Here is an 18,630-nt window from a genome sequence, read left to right on the forward strand (position 1 = left end):
CGACGGCCCCCGGCCGCCCGGCGAGGCCCGCGCGCCGGGCGGGGCCACCGGCGGCTGAGACGGCCGTTCCCCCAAGATCCCGCTCTGTTTAGGCTGAGGAGCACGCTGGACCGCGTACGGCAGGAGATCCCGCACATGGCAGACCGCAAGCCCATCGAGTCCTGGCTCACCGACATGGACGGGGTGCTCATCCACGAGGGCGTCCCGATCCCCGGCGCCGACGCCTTCGTCAAGAAGCTGCGCGAGTCCGGCAGGCCCTTCCTCGTCCTGACCAACAACTCGATCTACACCCCGCGCGACCTGCACGCCCGGCTGCGCCGCATGGGCCTGGAGGTGCCGGTCGAGTCCATCTGGACCTCGGCGCTGGCCACCGCCCAGTTCCTGGACGACCAGCGGCCCGGCGGCTCGGCGTACGTCATCGGCGAGGCCGGACTGACCACCGCCCTGCACGACATCGGCTACATCCTCACCGACCACGACCCCGACTACGTGGTCCTCGGCGAGACCCGCACCTACTCCTTCGAGGCCATGACGAAGGCGGTGCGGCTGATCAACGCCGGCGCCCGGTTCATCTGCACCAACCCCGACGAGACCGGTCCCTCCGCCGAGGGCCCGCTCCCGGCGACCGGCGCGGTGGCCGCGCTGATCACCAAGGCGACCGGCAAGCAGCCCTACTTCGCGGGCAAGCCCAACCCGCTGATGATGCGCACCGGGCTCAACGCGATCGGCGCCCACTCCGAGTCCAGCGCGATGATCGGCGACCGCATGGACACCGACGTGCTGGCCGGCATGGAGGCCGGGATGCAGACCTTCCTGGTGCTCACCGGCCTGACCCGGCCCGAGCAGATCGAGGACTTCCCGTACCGGCCGTCCGAGGTCGTCGACTCCATCGCGGACCTCGTCGAGCGGATCTGAAACCCCCGCGTCCCCCGCGTCGCCCGTTCGGCGCAACACCGCCCCCGCACCGGATGCGGGGGCGGCCCTCGCGGGGGAGTCTCCAGGTGACTGGAGGTACACGATGGGCTCGCTGAAGGTAACTCTCTGTGCCGGAGCCGCGCTGGCCGCGGTGTGCGCGCCGGTCGCACCGGCGGCGTACGCGGCGGACGGGACCGGGGTGTCGGTGGCTCCGTCCTCCCCCGCTCCCGGCACCGACGTCACGCTCCGTGTGCCCGACTGCACCGAGCGGACGGCCGTCGCCGTGTCGGCGGCGTTCGAGTCGGACGTGCGGCTCTCCGCGGCCGCCGGGGACGGCGTCCTCGTCGGTTCCAGCCAGGTCCGCACCACGGCGGCGGCCGGCGCCTACGCCGTGCGGGTCACGTGCGGCCGGGACGCCCGCCAGGGCACCATCACCGTCGGCGGACCGCATCGCACGGAGCACCGCCCGTCCGCGCCCGCCTCCCCCGTCGCCCCCGTCGACGCGGGCGGCGGCGGCACCGCGGAACTGGCCGCGCCGGACACCGGGGACGGGGCGCGCGTCGATCCCCCCGGCACCGCGCACACCGTGACCGGCCTGGCGCTCGCCGGGATCGCCGCCGTCGCCGTGGGGCTGCGCGGGGTGCGCAGCCGGAGCCGCAGGACGGACTGACCATGTCCGACCACGATCGACACCGGGAACCGGAACACATACCCCCCGTCGGCCCCGGCCGCCTGGTGAGCGGCACCGCCTGGGTGGTGCTGCTCCTCGGACTGTGGCTGTGGGGCCGCGAGGCCACCGACGTGCGCGAGGGCGTGTCCCGTCCGGCCACCGGCGACATGGCGGCGGCCGGACGGCCCCCCGGCACACCGCTTCCCCCCGCCCACGCCCCCCTCGGCGACGCCCCGCCCGAGCGGCTCGACGTCCCGGAACTCGGCATCAGCGCCCCGGTGCTGGCGCGCGACCTCGACGCGAAGGGCGCGATCGAGCCGCCCCCCTTCGACCGGGCCGGCGCCGTCGGCTGGTACGCGGCCGGTGCGGCCCCCGGGGCGGCCGGGACCGCGCTGATGGTCGGACACGTCGACACCGAGACCCGCCCCGCCGTCTTCTACAAGCTCAGCACCCTGGAACCCGGCGAGACGATCCGGGTGGTCCGCGCCGGCGCCGAGGCCGCCGAGTTCACCGTCGACGACGTCCAGGTCCTCGACCGCGACGGCTTCGACGCCCGGCAGGCCTACGGGCCGCACGACGCGGGACGGGCCGAGCTGCGGCTGATCACCTGCGGCGGCACCTTCGACCGCGCCACCGGCGGCTACACGGCCAACGTGGTCGTCTCGGCGTACCTCACGGGCACCGGCTCATGACCTTCGTGTGTCAGGATTGAGCCCTCGAACAGGGCACCGAGGGGGGCTGGATGTACGGCAGCAGGGGGGCCGGGGCGGCGGCCGCGAGGCGGGCGTCCGTAGCGCTGCTGGGGGCGGCACTGCTGGTCGCGGGGTGCTCCTCGTCCGGCGACGGCGAGGACAAGGGCGCCCCCGAGGAGGTGGGGGCGAAGATCACCCAGCAGCCCGAGGAGACCGACCCGTTCTGGGTCAACCCCGGCAGCAACGCGGCCCAGCAGGTGGAGTCCCTGGAGAGGGCCGGGAAGAAGGACCAGGCCGCCCTGATCCGCAGGATCGCCCAGCAGCCGACCGGCGAGTGGATCAGCCCGGAGAACCCGGAGGAACAGGCCCGCGGCTTCACCGAGGCCGCCGACAAGGCCGGACGCACCGCGCTGCTCGTCCTCTACAACATCCCGCGCCGCGACTGCGGCCAGTACTCGCAGGGCGGCGCCGCCGACGGCGACACCTACCGGAAGTTCATCGACGACGTGGCCAAGGGCATCGGCGACCGCGCCGCCACCGTCGTCCTGGAACCGGACGCGGTGCTCCACCTGGTCGACGGCTGCACGCCGGACCAGTTCCACGAGGAGCGCTACGACCTCCTCAAGGGTGCCGTCGCCAAGCTCGCGGCGCTGAAGAACACCAAGGTCTACCTGGACGCGGGCAACGCCGGCTGGGGCCGCCCCGACCAGATATTCGAGCCGCTCAAGTGGGCCGGCATCGACCAGGCCGACGGCTTCGCGGTCAACGTGTCGAACTTCTACAGCACCGAGGACTCCATCGCCTACGGCAAGCAGCTCTCCGCCAAGGTGGGCGGCAAGCACTTCGTCGTCGACACCAGCCGCAACGGCAACGGCCCCTACACCGAGGGCGCCCCGGACGAGCGCTGGTGCAACCCGCCGGGCCGCGCCCTCGGCGAGACCCCGACCGTCAGGACGGCCGACCCCCTGGTCGACGCCTACCTGTGGATCAAGCGCCCCGGCGAGTCCGACGGCGAGTGCAAGGGCGGCCCGAGGGCGGGCGTGTGGTGGACGGACTACGCCCTGGAGCTGGCCGGGGGAACCGGCTGACGGCACGGCCCCGCACCCGGGGCGTCCGGCCGACGACGAGGTCCCCGCGCCCTTCGGGCGCGGGGACCTCGTCGCATGCGGCGCGGCGTCAGGGCACGCGCACCCACTGCGCCTTGGAAGGCGTTCCCTCGCCGTCCGTGGCGAACAGCATGTACCACCCCGACTGCACCAGGTTCCTGCCCTTCGGCACGGTCACCGTCAGCTTGTCCCCCTCCGCCGTGAAGTCCAGGGCGATGGACCGCTGGTCGACGTCCGTGACGTGCGTCGAGGCGCTCGGCCGGATCAGCCGCACCTTCTTGATCGTCGAGGCCGCCCGCGAGGTGAACGTCCCCGACCCGCCGCGCGCGATGGTCTCCGGGCCGCTCGACAGGTCGGGCCGCGAGTCCCGGTACAGGTACGGCGGCGTGTAGATCTCGATGCGCTGCTCGAACTTGCCCGGCTTGGTGTTGGCCTTGTCGGCGTACAGCGAGTCCGAGCCGAAGAACATCAGGCGCCCGTCGGGCAGCAGGATCGACCCCGAGTGGTAGTTGCGGCCCACCAGCGGGTCGGCGACCCGCTCGAACGTGTTGGTATCCGGGTGGTACAGCCGCGCCTGGAGGATGTTGGAGTCGCTGCGGCCCCGGTAGTCCTCCGAGCCGCCGGAGACCAGCACGCTGTCGTCGGGCAGGATCGAGGCCTGCGGATAGCGCGTGCCCTTCTCCAGCGACGGCCCGTCCACGAACTTCGGGTCGTCCGCCTTCAGGTCGACGATGCGGGTCTTCTCGCTGGACAGCTTGGACTCGCCGACCCCGCCGCCGCCGATCACCATGTACTTCTCGTCCTGCGCCGGAGGCAGCAGCACGGTGCCCGAGGTCTCCAGCATGTTCGGGTCGCTCATGCCGGGGATCTTGGTGAACTTGTTGGTCTCCACGTCCCAGACGCCCGGGTCGCGCCCGACGTCGTCGGGGCCGTAGCCGGCGTTCGAACCCGAGTAGAAGACCTTGCCGTTCTGCATCAGGAACAGCGCCGGGTACGTCGGGAACTGGCGGACCTCGTCGGTGTAGGTCCACTTCCTGGTCTTCGGGTCGTAGACCTCGTTCTTGCCCGGGACCAGCTGGCCGATGTCGTCGAGGCCGGAGACGCTGAGGATCTTGCCGTCGCTCAGGGTGGTGAGCGTCGGGTACCAGCGGGCCTCGTGCATCGGGTCGACCTTGATGTACTTCTCGGCGACCGGGTCGAACTCGAAGGCGTCCCGGATCCCCTGGAAGTCCTTCTTGTCGAGGGCGAGCTTCTGCGCGATGCCGTAGGTGTTGCGCGCGTCCGCGCCCGACAGGCCCTCGACGGTGTAGTTGTCCTGGGTGCCCGTCTCGTACGCGGCGCCGCTCTTCTGCGCCTCGACGTAGATCCGGCCCAGGCCCGGGTCGTTGCGCAGGTACTCGCCGGTCACCGGGTCGAAGACCTTCTTCGCGCGCGGCACCAGCACCGGGTCCTTGGAGACGAACGTCTTGCCGTTCCCCTTGCCGGTGAACCTGGTGCCCGCGGGCAGCGTGATCGGCTTGTCCGGGTTCTCGTTGTGGACGATCATCAGGCCGCCGGCCTTGGTGACGTCACCCTTGAGCTTCTCGTACCGCTTGGTGCCGCCCGCGATCAGCAGGTTGCCGTTGGCGAGCTGGGTGTGGCCGGTGCAGAACAGGTCGGCGGGCGTCGGCACCTTCTTGATGGTCCCCTTGACCGGGTCCCAGATCCGGGTGTCGAACTTCTTGTCGTCGAAGTTGTCCTGGTTGTTGCCCGACCCCGCGACGAGCAGCACCTTGCCGGTGCGCAGCAGCGCCGCGTGGATGGTGTTCTGCCGGTACTCCTCGGGAAACTCGATGATCTCCCACTTGCCGTTGGCGGCCTTGTACTCCGGCTTGTTGATCTTGTACTGGTGGTATTTCTCGGTTCCGAAGCGGTAGAGCCACGGCCCGTTCATCCCGGCCAGCGCTACTACCACCGCCGTGCCTATCGCGAAGCGACGGGCCCGGCGGCGGCCGGCACGGTCCTTCATTCCTTACGTCCCCCAAGTCCACCAAGGGCGATCTGCATGGTCTGGTCGCTCTCCCCGTCGGGGGAGGCGGCCCAGCTGGGCTTCTGCTGCGGCGCGTGCGCGCCGTGGACGCCGGGCGCGGCGTGTGCGCCGTACGCACCGTGGGCGCCGTACGCACCGTGCGCTCCGTGGGGGGCGTCCTGCCCCGGCGGCGTCTGGTGCGGGTACGGGCCCGCGGGCGCCGCGTCCTCGGGCCGGGGCTGCGGGGCCGCGGGGGCCTTCGAGGCGGGCTTCTTCCTCGCCTCCCGCAGGGAGTGCCGCCAGGCGAAGATCGGCGAGGCGGTGATCAGCAGCGCGAACGTCGCCCAGATGATCATGGCGGGGTGCGAGTGGCCGAGGGTGATCCCGGCGGCGATCGAGGCACCGAAGATCACGATGAAGTACCAGTGGTACCGGAAGGTCCCGAACAGGGTGTCCGGGCTCGCCGAGTCGCCCTTGGGCGTGACCACGAACTTGCTCTTGCGGCGCAGCACGGAGTCGACGAGCGCCTTGGCGTACAGCGGCGCCGACAGCGCGGACATCACCATGCCGGCCACACCGCCGGAGCCCTCCGGCTCGTGCGGCGAGACGTTGTGGCGGCGGTTCCAGACGTACAGGCCGATCTGCAGGGCGGAGGCGTTGCCGTAGAGCATCAGCCAGACCACCGGGTCGATGTTCACGCCCGAGGCGCCGGCGCCCAGGAACAGCGCGCAGCTCAGCGCCGCCAGGATCCAGTTCAGGGCCGACATCGGGTAGAAGATGATCATCATCGTGTAGTTGAAGAGCTTGCTCGGCGGGAGCGAGTACCAGCCCTTCCAGTACTGCTTGAGGATCGTCTCGTACGTCCCTCGCGACCAGCGCATCTGCTGGGTGAAGAAGTCCGTCCAGGCGTTCGGGCCCTCGCCGACGGCGAGCACGTCCGGGGTGTAGACCGAGCGCCACTTGCGGCCGGTGACCGGGTTCTTGTGGCGGTGGATCTCGAAGCCGGTCGCCATGTCCTCGGTGATCGAGTCGTACAGACCGCCGATCTGCTTCAGCGCCTTGATGCGCACCGCGTTCGAGGTGCCCACGAACATCGGCGCGCCGTAGCGGTTGCCCGCGCGCTGGATCAGCGCGTGGAAGAGGAACTGCTGCGACTCGGCGGCCTTGGTGATCGGGTTGTCGTAGTTGCCGTAGACCTGCGGGCCGATGACGAAGCCGACGTCCGGGTCGCGGAAGAAGCCGAGCATCCGCTCCAGGTAGTTCGGCAGCGGCACGTGGTCGGTGTCGACGGAGGCGAAGAAGTCGTAGTCGTCGCCGTGCGCGTCCAGCCAGGCGTTGTAGTTGCCGTGCTTGGTCTTGGCGCGGTGCGGGCCCTTGGCCGTGTTCCACCTGGCGACGCCCTTGCGGGAGAAGTGGCGCACGCCGAGGCGCTCGCAGACCGCCTTCACCTCGGGGTCGTCGCCCTCGTCGAGGAGCCAGACGTGCATCAGACCGCGGTGACGGATCTTGACGGCCGCCTCCAGGGTCTTCGTGACCATCTCCAGCGGCTCCTTGCCGGGCACGAAGGAGGTGAGGAAGGCGACCCGGGTGCCGGTCTCGGGCACCACGGGCACCGGGTCCCGGGCGACCAGCGTGGCGTGCGCGTTCGACAGCACGTTCAGGCAGCGGAACAGCTCGATCAGGCCGATCGAGACGAGCATCACGATGTCGAGCGCGGGCAGCCAGTCGAAGGCCGGGTAGTCGCGCTCCGTCCAGTGCTCGGGCCGCAGCAGCCAGACCAGCAGCACCACCGAGAGCAGCGGCGCCGCGACCAGCATCAGGGCGACCCGGATGCGGTGCGGCTCCTGCGAGAGCAGCGAGCGGTACTGCACCTTGTAGGGCTTGTGCGGGTCCGGCTGGGTGAGGGGACCCGCGAGCCGGCTGTAGTGCTCGTAGTCGTACTTCGGCAGCGCCTTGCGTATGCGGCGGAACGAACCGGTGTTCCAGGTCCGGTGCGCGGGCACCCTGAGCTGGGTGGTCTGGGACGGGTCGTGGTCCTGCCCGGCGCCCGTCGGCGTCGACGTCATGAGTCATCCCCCCACACGCGGGTCACCGCGCGTTTGGTCGCTTACTTCGTCCGCCCGGTCCCCCACGACCTCCACGGACGTCACAGTGGTGGGTTGCTGTCACCACGGCATCCACACCTTATAGACATGGAACGGCGACCCCCGGTTGCATGATGCCCCCCACGGCACCCGGGCCCCCAACCGGACCAGGGTTCTACGGCGTTCGTCATGATCGCAAGGGGCCCGGGGCCCGGGCCCCGGGTACGCCGAAGGCCCTCCGTGTGCTACGGAGGGCCTTCGACCGTCTGTGCGCCGCCAGGGACTCGAACCCCGGACCCGCTGATTAAGAGTCAGCTGCTCTAACCAACTGAGCTAGCGGCGCCTGCTGACCTGGAGAACTCTACCCGACGCCGACGGGTGCCGCGGACCACGGCCGTGGCGGGCGTCCCCCGTGCGCACCACCCGGGTACATCGTTCGGACCGTCAACATGCGCGTGAACAAGACGGTTGGGAAACTGATCACCGTGCGCCGGTGCGCACACCGACGCGGACTTTTTCACCTGCAGTGTGAGGGGAATCGCATGGAGACTCCGGTATTCGAGGAAGTCGATCCCGTGAGCGACTGCGACTGCCCCGGGTGCCGGCACTGGCGCAGCGTCCTGCCGCACTCCCGGGCCGGCCGGGCCCCGGCCCATCCGGCCGCCCACCGCGTCCTCGCCGTCGCCACCGCGGCCACCGCCGCCGCCGCTCTTGGCGCGGGCCAGGCGGCGGCGGCCCCGGCCGCCCACGCCCTCCACCGGCCCGGCGTCCCCGCGGGCGAGGAGAGCGACACCCCGCAGGGGCTCCGGGCCCCGCTGCACGGCCCGGCGGGCCGCCCCGCGAGTCCCGCGGCCGGTACGAAGCTGCCCGCGATCACCCGTACGGACATCATCGCGCGGGCCAGGAAGTGGGTCACCGCGAAGGTGCCCTACAGCACGTCCTCCTTCTGGTCCGACGGTTACCGGCAGGACTGCTCGGGCTACGTGTCGATGGCCTGGAAACTGCCCACGAACGAATGGACCGGGAGCCTCGGCGCCTTCGCGGACCGGATCACCGAGGAGGAGCTCCAGCCCGGCGACATCCTGCTCTTCCACAACGCGTCCCACCCGCGGGCGGGCTCCCACGTGGTGATCTTCGGCGGCTGGACGGACGGCACGCGCACCTCCTACACGGCCTACGAGCAGACCTCGCCGCACACCCGCAAGCTGTCCACGCCCTACGCCTACTGGAGCAACTCCGCCAAGTACCTCCCCTACCGCTACAAGGGGGTGACGGACGGCACGACGTCCGCGGCGGGCGGTACGACGTCCACCGCGGCGGGTGAGGCGGTGCCCGCGACGGGCGGCACGGCGTCCGCCGCGGCGGGTGGGGCGGTGCCCGCCTCGCACGGGGTGCCCGGCTATCCGGGCCGGGCGATGTTCCGCCCCGGCGCGGACAACCCGTATGTCACCCGGCTCGGCGAACAACTGGTGAGGAAAGGATTCGGCACGTACTACACGAGCGGACCGGGACCGCGCTGGGGCGAGGCGGACCGGCGGAACGTCGAGGCCTTCCAACGTGCCCAGGGCTGGCGCGGGGGCGCGGCGGACGGCTGCCCGGGCCCGGAGACCTGGCGACGGCTCTTCTCGTGACCGGCCCCCCGGGGTCACCGTTCGTGATCACCCGTTCATGACGCATCTGGCGCGGAGGCTGGAGCACGCATGAGTACGACCTCTTCGACGACACCTTCGACCACCCCGGAGCCGGCACCGGTCCCGGAGCCGGCATCGGCACCGGTTCCGGAAGCGGCCCCGGCACCGGCTCCGGCTCCCGCCCCGGCTCCCGGGCCCGGTGGCCCGGTGGAGGGTGCGGCCCGGCCCACGCGGATCATCCACAACGAGGCGACCACCGAGATCCCGGTCCACCTCCTGTTCCGGGACGACCCCGCCCCGTCGCCGGTGCCGCTGCGGCCCGCGGTCGTCGGCCGCCGGCAGGGCACGGGGGAGCAGCCGCGGTTGCGGCGCCCCACCGCGGCGCGGCCCCGGCCCGTGGCCACGGTCGACCCGGAACTGTCGGAGCGTCCGGCCCGGGTGCTGCCCGGCGCGGCCGGTGTGGTCGCGGGTGTCTGCGGAGCGGTGGGCTGCGCGGTCACCTCCTGGTGGGCCGGAATCGTGCCGCCGCTCGCCGCCGAGGCGCTGGGGCTGCCGGCGCGGGCGGGCGCCGGGCCCGGTCCCGCGCAGTGGGCGGCGTACGTGGCCGCCGGGACGCTGGGGCTGTTCGGCTTCGGCGGGCTGGCCCGGGGCCGGACCGGGCAGGCGTGGGTGCTCGGCCTGTTCGGCCGCTACCGGGGGACCGTCCGGCGCACCGGCCTGATGTGGGTGAACCCGCTGTTCCTGCGCCGCCGGGTCGACGTGCGGCTGCGGCACTGGCGCAGCGAGCCGATGCCCGCGGCCGACGGCAACGGCGTCCCGCTGAGGACGGTGACGCTGGTGGTCTGGCGGGTGCGGGACACCGTGCGGGCCACGCTGGGCGTCGAGGACCACGAGGCGTACCTGCGCGAGTGCGTCGAGGCGGCGCTGGCCCGGGTCCCGGTGGAGCCGGCCGGCACGGTCCGCGGCGCGGCGGACGTGGCGGGGGAGACGCTGACCCGGCTGGTGGCGGCGGACGCGGCGCCGGTCGGCCTGGAGGTGTTCTCGGTGCGGCCGGTCCGGGTGGAGTACGCCCCGGAGGTGGCCGCCGCGATGCACCGGCGCCGGATCGCCGCGCTGGACGCGGCGCAGCGGGCGAGCGTGCTCACCTCGGTCGTGGACTCGGTGGAGGACACGGTGACCCGGCTGACGATGCGCGGGCTGGTGGAACTCGACGACTACGAGCGCAAGGTGCTGGTGAAGGACCTGACGGTGGCGTTCTGCGCGGGACGGGGTGAGCCGGGGGTGTGAGCGGGGCCGGGGTGGAGCCCGAGCGGGACCGGGGCGGGTCCCGGACCGGGTTTCCCATTGGTATGGACATGGTCAATCCACGGCCATAACCTGTGACTTGGTCTAGACCAAGAAAGTTCGCTGCACTTCCCTCCCCACGTCACAGGAGAAGCAGTATGCGCACAAGGACCAAGCTGTCCGCCGCCGCGGTGGGCATCGCGACCACCGGCGCCCTGGTGCTCTCGTCCGCCGGCGCCAGCGGCCACGGCTACACCGACCTCCCCGTCAGCCGGCAGAAGGTGTGCCAGAACGGCACCGTCACCGGCTGCGGCTCCATCCAGTGGGAGCCGCAGAGCGTCGAGGGACCCAAGGGCTTCCCGGCCGCCGGACCGGCCGACGGGAAGATCTGCTCCGCGGGGCACGGCACGTTCGCCTCGCTCGACGCCCCCCGGCAGCCCAACGGCCAGGCGTGGCCGACCACCAAGGTGAACGGCGGACAGAGCTACACCTTCCGCTGGCAGTTCACCGCCCGGCACGCCACGACCGACTTCCGGTACTACGTCACCAAGCCGGGCTGGAACCAGGACCACGCCCTGTCCCGGTCCGACCTCAACCTCACGCCGTTCTTCACGGTGCCCTACGGCGGCAAGCAGCCGCCGGCCACGCTCTCCCACAGCGGCACGCTGCCGTCCGGGCTGAGCGGGCACCACGTGATCCTGTCGGTGTGGACGGTCGCCGACACGGGCAACGCGTTCTACGCCTGCTCGGACGTGACCTTCTGACGGCCTTCCGCACGAAGGAGGGCCCCTCGCGTGTGCGAGGGGCCCTCTTCTGTGCGCCGCCAGGGACTCGAACCCCGGACCCGCTGATTAAGAGTCAGCTGCTCTAACCAACTGAGCTAGCGGCGCATGACTCCCGCCTTCCGCTTCCCGCGGTCGGCGACGAGGAAAATACTACCTGGTCCTCAGGGGTGCTCACGACCACCGGTCACGCGGACCGGATCGGCCTAGAGCGCCAGCGGCAGCAGGACCCGTGCCGCGCCCCGGTTCAGGGCGTCCGCGGCCCGCCGCAGCCGGTGCGCGTGCGCGACGGGCAGGGACAGGGCCAGGCAGCCCGCGGCGGAACCGGCCGTCAGCGGCACGGCCGCGCAGACCGTGCCCACCGCGTACTCCTGGAGGTCGAGCACGGGCACCGTGGGCGGCTGCGACTCCAGCCGGGACAGCAGCAGGCGGTCGCTCGTGATCGTGCGGGAGGTCAGCCGGGCCATCCGGTGCCGGGCGAGGTGGTCGCGGCGCCCGGCGTGGTCCAGCTGGGTCAGCAGGCTCTTGCCGACCGCGGTGGCGTGCGCCGAGACGCGGAAGTCCACCCACTCGTTCACCCGGGGAGCGGCCGGACTGTCGGCGTACTGGGTGACGCTGACCTCGCCGTCGACGTACCGGCTGAGGTAGACGGCGGCGCCCACCGAGTCGCGCAGCCGGTCCAGGGTGTGCTGGAGCGTGTCGCGCAGGGCCTCCTCGCGGCCGTGCGCCGAGCCCAGGCGGGCCAGGGCCGCGCCCGTGACGCAGGTCCCGTCGGCGGTCTGCTCGACGTAGCCCTCGCGGCGCAGCATGCGCAGGAGCGGGGTCAGCCGCTCCCGGCCGAGGCCGGACTGCCGGGCGAGTTCGGTGTCGGTGATTCCGGTGCTGTGCCGCGCCACCGTCTCCAGGACGCGCAGGGCGTCCTGGACCGAGTGGTACGACGCGGTCGGCTTGTGCTGCAGCGCCACGGTGGTCTCCCCCTGCGCTCGCTTCGAAGGCCCTGGTCCGGACAGCGGGTCCTCCTCACGATAGCCGCCGGGCGGCCCCCGCAGAGGGGACGTCGGCGAGAACGCGGGCCTCCCGGCCGTGGCGCCGACCCTCTGGCACATGCCAGGGGCCTGCCCCGTCGCCCCGGCCTCGGGCGTCGGGGCGTCGGGGCAGGCCCTGTTCTCACAGCACCGCGCTGAGGAACTCCCGGGTCCGGTCGTGCTCCGGCTCGCTGAAGATCTTCTCCGGCGCACCGGCCTCGATGACCCGTCCCGAGTCGAACATCAGGACCTGGTCCGAGATGTCCCGGGCGAAGTTCATCTCGTGGGTCACGCAGAGCATGGTGATGTCGGTGCTGCGCGCGATGTCCCGCAGCAGGTCGAGGACGCCGGCGACCAGCTCCGGGTCCAGCGCGGAGGTCACCTCGTCCAGCAGCAGCACCTTGGGCCGCATCGCCAGCGCCCGGGCGATCGCCACCCGCTGCTGCTGGCCGCCGGAGAGCTGGGCCGGGCGGGCGTCGCACTTGTCGGCCAGGCCCACCATGTCGAGCAGGCCCTTGGCGCGCTCCACCGCCTCGTCCCTGGACATGCCGAGCACGGTGACCGGCGCCTCGGTGATGTTGCGCAGCACGCTCATGTTCGGGAACAGGTTGAACTGCTGGAACACCATCCCGATCTGCTTGCGGGCCTCGCGGCGCTCCTTCTCGGTCGCCGGGAAGAGCTTCTGCCCGTCCACGGTGATGGTGCCCTCGTCGGGCTTGAGCAGCGTCATCAGCAGCCGCAGGATCGTCGTCTTGCCCGACCCGGACGGACCGATCAACGTGACGTGCTTGCCCGCGTCGACGGAGAAGTCCAGGTGGTCGAGGACGGTGTTGTCCCCGAACCGCTTGGTGACCTGCTCCAGGCGGATCAGCTCGCCGGTGCTGCGCTCGGGACTCTTCTCGGGATGGGGGAGGGTGTCAGTGGGCAAGGCGTCGCTCCAGGGCTCGCAGGGCAAGGGAGGCCAGGTAGGAGACGATGACGAAGGCCACGCCGATCACCGTCAGGGGCTCGGTGAACTGGAAGTTCTGCTGGGAGAACAGCCGTGCCTCGCCGAGCATCTCCAGCACCGTGATCGCCATCAGCAGCGGCGTGTCCTTCAGCATCGAGATCACGTAGTTGCCGAGGGCGGGCACCACCCGGCGGACGGCCTGCGGCAGGATCACCGCGGTCCACGTCCGCCCGAGCGGCAGGTTCAGCGCCGTCGCGGCCTCCCACTGGCCGACCGGCACCGCCTCGATGCCGGCCCGGTAGACCTGCATCGTGTACGTCGAGTAGTGCAGGCCGATGCCGATCACGCCGGTGGTCAGCGCCGAGGCGGTCACGCCCCACTCGGGCAGCACGTAGAAGAGGAAGAACAGCTGGACCAGCAGCGGGGTGTTGCGCACGAACTCCGTGACCACCCCGACCGGCCAGGTCACCCAGCGCGAGGGCACCCGCATCAGCAGCGCCCACACCAGGCCCAGCGCGAAGGAGATCAGCGAGCCGAGCACCAGGATCTGCAGGGTGACCAGCAGGCCGTCCCAGAAGTGCGGCATGAACTCGGAGACCGCGTTCCAGTCCCACGTCATCGGGCACCCCCGATCCCGGCCGGCTCAGGGGCGACGGTCCTCCCCTTCGGGACCGCCTTCCCGACGCCCGCCTTCAGCTTCTTCTCCAGACCGCGCATCCCCCGCGTGAGCAGGAAGGCGATCACGAAGTAGATCAGCAGGACGTACGTGTAGATCTCCGCGCTCTCCTGGAGCGCCAGGCGCACCAGGTTGCCGCTGAAGGCCAGGTCGCCCATGCCCATGATCGACACCAGGGCGGTGCCCTTGAGCAGCTCGATCAGCAGGTTGGAGAAGGGCGGGATCATCTCCGGCACCGCCTGCGGCAGCAGGATCAGCCTCATCCGCTGCCAGGGCGTGAAGCTCAGGGCGATGCCGCCCTCCTGCTGTGCCGGGTCCACCGCGGCGAGCGCGCCGCGCACGATCTCGGAGCCGTACGCCCCGTAGGTCAGGCCCAGCGCCAGCGTGCCCGCCCACATCGGCACCAGCTGCCAGCCGAAGGCCGGCGGCAGCACGAAGAACACCCAGAAGATCATCACCAGCGCGGAGGTGCCGCGGAACACCTCGGTGTAGAAGCCCGCGAGGAAGCGGACGATCCACAGCCGGTGGGTGCGCGCGACGCCGACCACGAAGGAGACGGCGGTCGCCAGCAGCGCGCTGAAGAAGAGCAGCTGGACCGTGACCCAGACGCCCCGCAGTACGAGTTCCCACAGTCCGGATGTCATCCGCCGCACAGCTCCTTCGCGGTCAGATCGGTCATCTCGTCCTCGGTGAACCCGAACGGCTTGAGGATGCGGAGCAGTTCACCGCTCTCCTTGAGCTTGCGGAGCTCGACGTTGAAGGCGTCCCGCAGATTGGTCTCGGTCGGCCGGAAGGCGAAACCACCGCCGTCGACGTGCGGCTTGCCGCCCACGAGCGGCTTGAACGCCTCCGTCACCTCGGCCTTGCTCGACTTCTTCACCACCTCGCGGGTGGTCAGCGCCGTACCCGCGAAGACGTCCACGCGCCCGGCCTCGACGGCGTTGAGACCGGCCACCTGGTCGGGGACGATCAGGATGTCGCCCTCCTCGTACCCGGCCTCCACCGCGTACTGGATCTCGGCGTAGCCGGTGCCGGTCGCGAACCTGGCCTTCTTCTCCACGACGTCCTGGTAGTTGCGCAGGCCCAGCGGGTTGCCCTTGCGCACGATGAAGGAGTCGAGCATCTGGTAGTCGGGGTCGGAGAAGACGACCTGCTCGCAGCGGTCCGGGTTGATGTACATCCCCGCCGCCACGACGTCGAACTGCTGCGACGCCAGCCCCGGGATGAGGGAGCCGAACTCCGTCGGCACCGGCTGCACCCGGTCCACCCCGAGCCGCTTGAAGACGACCTTCGCCAGCTCCGGCGCCTCGCCGGTCAGCTCCCCGTTCTTGTCGATGTACCCGAAGGGGATCTCGCCCGCGATGCCGAGCCGGGCCACGCCCTGCGCCCGCAGCCGGTCGAGCAGGTCACCACCCTTCACGTCGGACGCGGTGGCGACCCGCGAGCAGCCGGCGGCCCCCAGTGCGCCGAGCGCCGCGACCCCCGCGAGCAGCGTTCGGCGAGTGGGCCCCGAACTCCCGGGCCTTCGGACGGATATGCCCCATGGAGGGGTTCTGTGTGGTGGAGCCATGGGCGCGCAGCTACCCGAAGCCCCGAAGGTTATGCCGATCTTTTTCGGTCCGATACGTCGGCCTGCCACCCTTGACCTCGGCGCCCCGGCCCACTGCCATGGAGGGCATGGCCGATCGCTACATCGAAGTCTCGCTGGTCACCCGCGGAATCACGTGCACGGCCCGACTGCTGGACGAACGGGCCCCGCTCACCTGCGCGGCCGTCTGGAACGCGCTCCCCCTGGCCGGCGACGTGTACCACGCCAAATACGCCCGTAACGAGATCTACGCCCTCTTCCCGCCCTTCGCGGCGGAGGAGCCACCGCTGGAGAACCCGACCGTCACGCCCATCCCGGGCGACCTGTGCTATTTCGCCTTCGCGGGCGCCGAGTTGGGCACCAGGGCGTACGGCTACGACCGCGAGGTCCACCCCGGCACCACCCTCGTCGACCTGGCCCTGTTCTACGAGCGCAACAACCTGCTGCTCAACGGCGACGTCGGCTGGGTACCGGGCACCGTATGGGGCGAGGTCGTCGAGGGCCTGCCCCCGATGGCCGAGTCCTGCAACGACCTGTGGCGCACGGGAGCAGCGGGAGAAACCCTGAGCTTCCGCCGCAGGTAGCCGCGGGCAGGGGAGGCGCCCCGTCAGCGCCGGGCCGCGCACCCCACGCCCGGCCCACGCCCACGCCGGTCACCGACCGTCCGACCTCCCCACCCCCGCCCCGTACAACGCATGCGCCGCCCGCAACACCACATCATCCCGATGCCGGGCAGCCACCAACTGCAACCCCACGGGCAACCCACCCTCGTCCCACCCCACCGGCACCGTCGCCGCAGGCTGCTGCGTGAGATTGAACGGATACGTGAACGGCGTCCACCCCGTCCACCGCCGACACCCCGACCCCCTCGGCACCTCGACACCCGCCTCGAACGCGGTGATCGGCAACGTCGGCGTGACGAGCAGGTCGTACGTCTCGTGGAAGCGACCCATCCGGCGGCCCAGTTCCATCCGGACGTCCACCGCGGCCAGGTAGTCCAGCGCCGAGTACCGCGCCCCGGCCCCGCAGATCTCCCGCAGCCCCGGGTCGAGCACCTCCCGCTGCGCCGCCCGCAGCCCCTGCGCGACCCGCGCGGCCCCGCTGAACCACAGGGTGTGGAAGGCGTCCACCGGGTCCGCGAAGTCCGGGTCGGCCTCGGTGACGTACGTGCCCAGCTCCGCCAGCCGCTCCACGCCCCGCCGCACCGCCGTCGCCACCGCCGGGCGCACCGCCACCTGCCCGCCGAGCGAGGGCGAGTACGCCACCCGCAGCCCCCGCACCCCGTCCGCCAGGGCCTCGGAGTACGAGCCGGGCGCCGGGCCCAACGCCGACCAGTCGCGGGCGTCCGGCGTGCCGATCACGTCCAGCATCAGCGCCGCGTCCGCCGCGTCCCGGGTCATCGGACCGACGTGCGCCAGCGTGCCGAAGGCGCTCGCCGGATACAGCGGAACCCGGCCGTACGTCGGTTTCAGGCCGAAGATCCCGCAGAAGGACGCCGGGATCCGCACGCTGCCGCCGCCGTCCGTGCCCAGCGCCAGCGGCCCCGCCCCCAGGGCCACGGCCGCCGCCGCGCCCCCGCTGGAGCCGCCCGCGGTGCGGGACGGGTCGTGCGGGTTGCGGGTGACGCCGCTCAGCGGCGAGTCGGTCACGCCCTTCCAGCCGAACTCGGGCGTCGTCGTCTTGCCGACGAGGACCGCGCCGTGCTCGCGCAGCCGGGCGACGGACGGCGCGTCCTCGTCCCAGGGGCCGTCCGGGGACACGGCCAGGGAGCCGCGCAGGGTCGGGTGGCCGCGCATCAGCAGGATGTCCTTGACCGTGACCGGCACCCCGTCCAGCCGCCCGACCGGCTCCCCGCGCCGCCACCGCTCCTCGGCCCGCCGCGCCTGCTCCAGCGCCTCCTCGCCGGTCAGCCGGACGAACGCGTTCACCTCCGGCTGGACGCGTTCGGCCCGGTCCAGGACCGCCCGCGTCACCTCCACGGGGCTGAACTCGCCCTTGCGGTAACCGTCGACGAGCCGCACGGCGGTCAGCTCGGTGAGGTCGGTCATGCACCCTCCCGCTTCCTGGGAACGCTTCCTTGAGCCGCTTGCCGGGGACCTTGCCGGGACCGGTCGCGGGGACGTCAGGGCCCGGGCACGTACCCACGCCTCTTGTCGACCACGTTCGGCAGCGGCTCGCCCGCCGCCCACCGCTCGTACAGCTCGACGAACTGCGCCCCCAGGTCGTCCCGCCAGCCGACCGTGTCGCCGCTCATGTGCGGGGAGACGATCAGCCCGGGGACCTGCCACAACGGGCTGTCGGAGCCGAGGGGTTCGTGCGCGAAGACGTCCAGCGCGGCGCCCGTGATCCACCGCTCGGACAGCGCCTTCGCGAGGTCGGCCTCGACGACCAGCTGTCCGCGCCCGACGTTGACGAAGCGGGCGGAGGGCTGCATCACGCCGAACCGGCGGGCGTCGAACATGCCGCGCGTGTCGTCGGTGAGCGGCGCGGCGGCCACCACCCAGTCGGCGCGGGCCAGCAGCCGGTCCAGGTCCTCCGGGCCGTGCACCCCCGGCCGCGCGGTCCGGCCGACCAGCGCGGTGGTGACGCCGAGGGCCTCCAGCGTCCCGGCGACCGCCCGTCCGATCGGCCCCGAGCCGACCACGCAGGCACGGGTTCCGGCCACCCGCTGCGACGCGCGGTGCCGCCAGGTCCGCTCCCGCTGCAGCTCCAGCGTGCGGGGCAGGTCCTTGGCCATCGCCAGCACCAGGGCGGCGACGTACTCGGCGATCGGCTGGTCGAAGACGCCGCGCGCGTTCGTCACCACCGTGTCGGAGTCCGCCAGTTCGGGGCACATCAGGTGGTCGACGCCCGCGCTCGCCGTGTGCACCCAGCGCGGACGCGGCCCGTCACCGGGCCAGGCCCGGCGCACGGCGTGCGACGCGAAGTCCCACACGAGCAGCACGTCCGCGTGCGGCAGCCGCTCGGCGAGGGTCGCCTCGTCCGCGTGCTCGATCCGGACCCGGCCGGTCAGCCGGCCCAGCCGGGGCGGCTGACCGGCGTCCAGGACGAGGAGGGTGGGCATGGTCATCGGCGACGGCTCTCCGGAAGGCGGGAGGGGCGGCTGGCGGAGCGGCGACGGCGGGTCGGCCGGCTGTTCACCTCCTGGTGACACGGGCGGATTGACCACGCTCGCACCAGAACCTACCTTCGTCAACACGGCCGTGCGTACGGTGCGTTG

Annotated in this window: 17 protein-coding genes and 2 tRNA genes; 8 read left to right on the forward strand and 11 right to left on the reverse strand. The window is 71.9% G+C overall.

Annotation, left to right across the window (positions count from 1 at the left end; translation table 11 throughout):
• The first annotated feature begins 135 nt into the window (after positions 1-135).
• From JHAT_RS21225 to JHAT_RS21240, 4 genes are all read left to right on the forward strand, one after another.
• Entirely contained in the window at positions 136-915 is a 780-nt protein-coding gene (locus tag JHAT_RS21225) for an HAD-IIA family hydrolase (RefSeq protein ID WP_077799828.1), read from the forward strand.
• Positions 916-1,018: 103 nt separating this feature from the next.
• Positions 1,019-1,585: a hypothetical protein gene (locus JHAT_RS21230; RefSeq protein ID WP_077799829.1), complete on the forward strand. Its 567-nt coding sequence runs from the start codon at positions 1,019-1,021 to the stop codon at positions 1,583-1,585.
• A gap of 2 nt (positions 1,586-1,587) precedes the next feature.
• Entirely contained in the window at positions 1,588-2,277 is a 690-nt protein-coding gene (locus JHAT_RS21235; protein ID WP_077799830.1) for a class F sortase, read from the forward strand.
• A gap of 50 nt (positions 2,278-2,327) precedes the next feature.
• Positions 2,328-3,365 (forward strand): glycoside hydrolase family 6 protein, encoded by a 1,038-nt coding sequence (locus JHAT_RS21240; protein WP_077799831.1) that lies wholly within the window; start codon positions 2,328-2,330, stop codon positions 3,363-3,365.
• 88 nt (positions 3,366-3,453) lie between these two features.
• Here JHAT_RS21240 and JHAT_RS21245 read toward each other — a convergent pair whose 3' ends face one another.
• The 3 genes from JHAT_RS21245 to JHAT_RS21255 form a co-directional block, all read right to left on the reverse strand.
• The gene (locus JHAT_RS21245; RefSeq protein WP_077799832.1) at positions 3,454-5,391 is read right to left on the reverse strand and encodes a kelch motif-containing protein; all 1,938 of its coding nucleotides are present in this window, start codon (positions 5,389-5,391) and stop codon (positions 3,454-3,456) included.
• On the reverse strand, positions 5,388-7,457 hold the full coding sequence (locus JHAT_RS21250) for a glycosyltransferase family 2 protein (RefSeq protein ID WP_077799833.1): 2,070 nt from the start codon (positions 7,455-7,457) through the stop codon (positions 5,388-5,390). Before JHAT_RS21250 ends, JHAT_RS21245 begins: the two co-directional genes overlap by 4 nt.
• A gap of 287 nt (positions 7,458-7,744) precedes the next feature.
• Positions 7,745-7,818 (reverse strand) — tRNA-Lys (locus JHAT_RS21255).
• Between the two features lie 199 nt (positions 7,819-8,017).
• Here JHAT_RS21255 and JHAT_RS21260 point away from each other — a divergent pair.
• From JHAT_RS21260 to JHAT_RS21270, 3 genes are all read left to right on the forward strand, one after another.
• A complete protein-coding gene (locus JHAT_RS21260; protein ID WP_077799834.1) occupies positions 8,018-9,106 on the forward strand; it encodes a peptidoglycan-binding protein in 1,089 nt (362 codons plus the stop codon).
• 69 nt (positions 9,107-9,175) lie between these two features.
• Complete coding sequence (locus JHAT_RS21265) at positions 9,176-10,393, forward strand: SPFH domain-containing protein (protein ID WP_077799835.1); 1,218 nt, start codon at positions 9,176-9,178, stop codon at positions 10,391-10,393.
• A 155-nt stretch (positions 10,394-10,548) separates the two neighbouring features.
• A complete protein-coding gene (locus JHAT_RS21270) occupies positions 10,549-11,154 on the forward strand; it encodes a lytic polysaccharide monooxygenase (RefSeq protein ID WP_077799836.1) in 606 nt (201 codons plus the stop codon).
• A gap of 52 nt (positions 11,155-11,206) precedes the next feature.
• On the opposite strand, the gene JHAT_RS21275 is transcribed toward JHAT_RS21270, so the two are convergent.
• The 6 genes from JHAT_RS21275 to ehuB form a co-directional block, all read right to left on the reverse strand.
• Positions 11,207-11,280 (reverse strand) — tRNA-Lys (locus JHAT_RS21275).
• A gap of 98 nt (positions 11,281-11,378) precedes the next feature.
• Complete coding sequence (locus tag JHAT_RS21280) at positions 11,379-12,137, reverse strand: IclR family transcriptional regulator (RefSeq protein WP_171990995.1); 759 nt, start codon at positions 12,135-12,137, stop codon at positions 11,379-11,381.
• Between the two features lie 202 nt (positions 12,138-12,339).
• Positions 12,340-13,125: an ectoine/hydroxyectoine ABC transporter ATP-binding protein EhuA gene (gene ehuA / locus JHAT_RS21285; RefSeq protein ID WP_077799838.1), complete on the reverse strand. Its 786-nt coding sequence runs from the start codon at positions 13,123-13,125 to the stop codon at positions 12,340-12,342.
• Positions 13,115-13,765, reverse strand: a complete 651-nt coding sequence (gene ehuD, locus JHAT_RS21290) for an ectoine/hydroxyectoine ABC transporter permease subunit EhuD (RefSeq protein ID WP_077799839.1) — start codon at positions 13,763-13,765, stop codon at positions 13,115-13,117. The genes ehuA and ehuD overlap by 11 nt, the downstream gene beginning before the upstream one ends.
• Positions 13,762-14,466: an ectoine/hydroxyectoine ABC transporter permease subunit EhuC gene (gene ehuC, locus JHAT_RS21295; protein ID WP_077799891.1), complete on the reverse strand. Its 705-nt coding sequence runs from the start codon at positions 14,464-14,466 to the stop codon at positions 13,762-13,764. The genes ehuD and ehuC overlap by 4 nt, the downstream gene beginning before the upstream one ends.
• The gene (gene ehuB / locus JHAT_RS21300) at positions 14,463-15,392 is read right to left on the reverse strand and encodes an ectoine/hydroxyectoine ABC transporter substrate-binding protein EhuB (protein ID WP_077799840.1); all 930 of its coding nucleotides are present in this window, start codon (positions 15,390-15,392) and stop codon (positions 14,463-14,465) included. The genes ehuC and ehuB overlap by 4 nt, the downstream gene beginning before the upstream one ends.
• A gap of 107 nt (positions 15,393-15,499) precedes the next feature.
• Here ehuB and JHAT_RS21305 point away from each other — a divergent pair, with 107 nt between their 5' ends.
• Positions 15,500-15,994 (forward strand): DUF3830 family protein, encoded by a 495-nt coding sequence (locus tag JHAT_RS21305; RefSeq protein WP_171990996.1) that lies wholly within the window; start codon positions 15,500-15,502, stop codon positions 15,992-15,994.
• A gap of 69 nt (positions 15,995-16,063) precedes the next feature.
• Here the strand turns inward: JHAT_RS21305 and JHAT_RS21310 are convergent, their stop codons facing one another.
• Positions 16,064-17,458, reverse strand: coding sequence for an amidase (locus JHAT_RS21310; RefSeq protein WP_077799842.1), 1,395 nt, complete (start codon positions 17,456-17,458; stop codon positions 16,064-16,066).
• Between the two features lie 74 nt (positions 17,459-17,532).
• Positions 17,533-18,480, reverse strand: coding sequence for a D-2-hydroxyacid dehydrogenase (locus JHAT_RS21315; RefSeq protein ID WP_077799843.1), 948 nt, complete (start codon positions 18,478-18,480; stop codon positions 17,533-17,535).
• Between the last annotated feature and the right edge of the window lie 150 nt (positions 18,481-18,630).

It is taken from the genome of Streptomyces sp. JHA26 (genome assembly GCF_002005565.1).
GTDB lineage: Bacteria > Actinomycetota > Actinomycetes > Streptomycetales > Streptomycetaceae > Streptomyces.

What these genes read in the sequence shown, in the direction of transcription:
- JHAT_RS21225 (WP_077799828.1), top strand. Translation starts at nt 136, where the DNA reads ATGGCAGACCGCAAGCCCATCGAGTCCTGGCTCACCGACATGGACGGG.
- JHAT_RS21230 (WP_077799829.1), top strand. Translation starts at nt 1,019, where the DNA reads ATGGGCTCGCTGAAGGTAACTCTCTGTGCCGGAGCCGCGCTGGCCGCG.
- JHAT_RS21235 (WP_077799830.1), top strand. Translation starts at nt 1,588, where the DNA reads ATGTCCGACCACGATCGACACCGGGAACCGGAACACATACCCCCCGTC.
- JHAT_RS21240 (WP_077799831.1), top strand. Translation starts at nt 2,328, where the DNA reads ATGTACGGCAGCAGGGGGGCCGGGGCGGCGGCCGCGAGGCGGGCGTCC.
- JHAT_RS21245 (WP_077799832.1), bottom strand. Translation starts at nt 5,391, where the DNA reads ATGAAGGACCGTGCCGGCCGCCGCCGGGCCCGTCGCTTCGCGATAGGC.
- JHAT_RS21250 (WP_077799833.1), bottom strand. Translation starts at nt 7,457, where the DNA reads ATGACGTCGACGCCGACGGGCGCCGGGCAGGACCACGACCCGTCCCAG.
- JHAT_RS21260 (WP_077799834.1), top strand. Translation starts at nt 8,018, where the DNA reads ATGGAGACTCCGGTATTCGAGGAAGTCGATCCCGTGAGCGACTGCGAC.
- JHAT_RS21265 (WP_077799835.1), top strand. Translation starts at nt 9,176, where the DNA reads ATGAGTACGACCTCTTCGACGACACCTTCGACCACCCCGGAGCCGGCA.
- JHAT_RS21270 (WP_077799836.1), top strand. Translation starts at nt 10,549, where the DNA reads ATGCGCACAAGGACCAAGCTGTCCGCCGCCGCGGTGGGCATCGCGACC.
- ehuD (WP_077799839.1), bottom strand. Translation starts at nt 13,765, where the DNA reads ATGACGTGGGACTGGAACGCGGTCTCCGAGTTCATGCCGCACTTCTGG.
- ehuC (WP_077799891.1), bottom strand. Translation starts at nt 14,466, where the DNA reads ATGACATCCGGACTGTGGGAACTCGTACTGCGGGGCGTCTGGGTCACG.
- ehuB (WP_077799840.1), bottom strand. Translation starts at nt 15,392, where the DNA reads ATGGCTCCACCACACAGAACCCCTCCATGGGGCATATCCGTCCGAAGG.
- JHAT_RS21305 (WP_171990996.1), top strand. Translation starts at nt 15,500, where the DNA reads ATGGCCGATCGCTACATCGAAGTCTCGCTGGTCACCCGCGGAATCACG.
- JHAT_RS21310 (WP_077799842.1), bottom strand. Translation starts at nt 17,458, where the DNA reads ATGACCGACCTCACCGAGCTGACCGCCGTGCGGCTCGTCGACGGTTAC.
- JHAT_RS21315 (WP_077799843.1), bottom strand. Translation starts at nt 18,480, where the DNA reads ATGACCATGCCCACCCTCCTCGTCCTGGACGCCGGTCAGCCGCCCCGG.